Annotated in this window: 1 protein-coding gene; it reads right to left on the bottom strand. The window is 36.7% G+C overall.

Annotation, left to right across the window (positions count from 1 at the left end):
• Positions 1-181: 181 nt before the first annotated feature.
• Positions 182-1552, bottom strand: coding sequence for an FAD-dependent oxidoreductase (locus AC3AX0_RS05255; protein ID WP_487549257.1), 1371 nt, complete (start codon positions 1550-1552; stop codon positions 182-184).
• Between the last annotated feature and the right edge of the window lie 328 nt (positions 1553-1880).

Here is a 1880-nt window from a genome sequence, read left to right on the forward strand (position 1 = left end):
CGTTGGTGTTATGCGGTTAAGGAAATTTTCATTCGCGCCTTGATAAATGTTTACACATTTAACACAGCGTAGCTACTTTCTTGGCAAGTTCAGGAAAGTTAGAATATGCATAACCCCTTGAAGCATTGGTGTTATGTATGTAAGGAAACTTTCCTTCACGCCTTAATAAATGTTTACACATTTAACTTAGCATAGCTACTTTCTTGGCTTTAAGTTTTTTAGCTACTACTTCTGCAGCTTTTATTAGTGGGTATCCAGCAGGTGATGCAGTAAGCATTGGCTGAGTACCTATTTGAGTTACAAGAAGATCATTTATTGTCATGTTGTTTTGGATTGCTACACCTATAACATTTGTAAGTTCTCCTGTGCTTGTGCCTCCCATAACTTCTCCACCAAGGATTACTCCTGATTGTTCGGATACGATAAGCTTAACTTTTTCCTTGTGTGCTCCAACAAGTTTTCCTGGATGACGGTTCATTCCAGTGAATTCTCCAGTTACAATCTTGAATCCTTCATTTACAGCAACTTTTTCTATTAGTCCTGCAACTCCAAATCCTGTGTCGCCTATGCATGTTGAATAGATTCCAATGGTTCCCTTGAATGCGCTGAATGTGTTAAGGTCATAAAGGTTTAATCCTGCTATTCTAGCTTCTGTACATGCTGTTGATGCGAGCATTGTTTTACTGAGCTTTCCAGTTGAGAAACATACTTTTTCAGCACAGTCTCCTGCTGCATATACATCTTGTGCGTTGGTTCTTCTATACTGATCAGCTTTGATGAATCCAAAATCATTAAGTTGAAGACCCATGTCTTTTGCAAGTGATGTATTAGGCATGTATCCAAGAGAAAGGATTACTGCATCTGCTTCCATTGTTGATCCGTCTGCAAATTTCACAGATTCAACTTTTCCATTTCCAAGTATTTCCTGGATCCCGCAGCCTGTTTTAACATTTACTCCTCTTTCAACAAGCATATCGCCTGCCTGTGAAGCAAACTCATCATCGAAGGTAGCGCCTAGAACATTTGGAAGTATTTCAATCAAGGTTACATTCTTGTCTTTTTTATTCATTTCATCGGATACTTCAACACCTATGAAGCCCGCTCCTACAACTACTATATTTTTGAAGTTTTCAAACTTCTTGTGAAAGGCATCAAGATATACTTTATCCTTAGGGATTGTGAATACATTATCAAGTTCTGTACCCTTCAGCCATTTAGGAACTGAAGGTATGGAACCTGTTCCCATGATAAGCTTGCCGTATGAATATTCTTCACCGTTTTTTGTCTTGCATGTCTTTGCTTCGGTGTCTACAGAAACTACTTCGTCGATTACAATATCTACTCCAAGACCTATAAGTCCAGCATCGGGAAGAATGTTGTTATCGCTGGTATCAACGGAACCAAAGATATAGGGGATACCGCAAGGTATCATAACTTTTTCTTCTTTTCTAATTACAGTTACACTTTTTTCAGGGTTGTTTGACTTTGCAGTCATTCCAGCAACAAGACCTGTTGCACTTCCACCAATTACCAATACATCTGTTTGAATCATAATAAACCTCCACTCGTTATTGAGGTAGTGTGATAACGTTATTCCCCACTACCTTGTTAAATTTTTATTAAACTCATGATAACAGTATATACCCGTAAATATAATAACGGGTATAAGTTTTTATAATGTTACATTATAATTCGTTGTCATAGCAACAAACCAACAATATTCCATATATTATTGACAATAATTGTAGGAGCTATATAATATAATGATAGTTTCATGAATAAACTTAACTATTCTTTTAAGAAAAAAGGAAGTTTAATGCAAAAATAAGTTTCGTAATAATGTATGGAAGCAGTATACAGTTGAAGCGTCTATATACTGC

The organism is Dethiosulfatibacter sp., from assembly GCF_983023055.1.

Coding starts and splice junctions, on each gene's coding strand:
- AC3AX0_RS05255 (WP_487549257.1), bottom strand. CDS start 1,552: ATGATTCAAACAGATGTATTGGTAATTGGTGGAAGTGCAACAGGTCTT.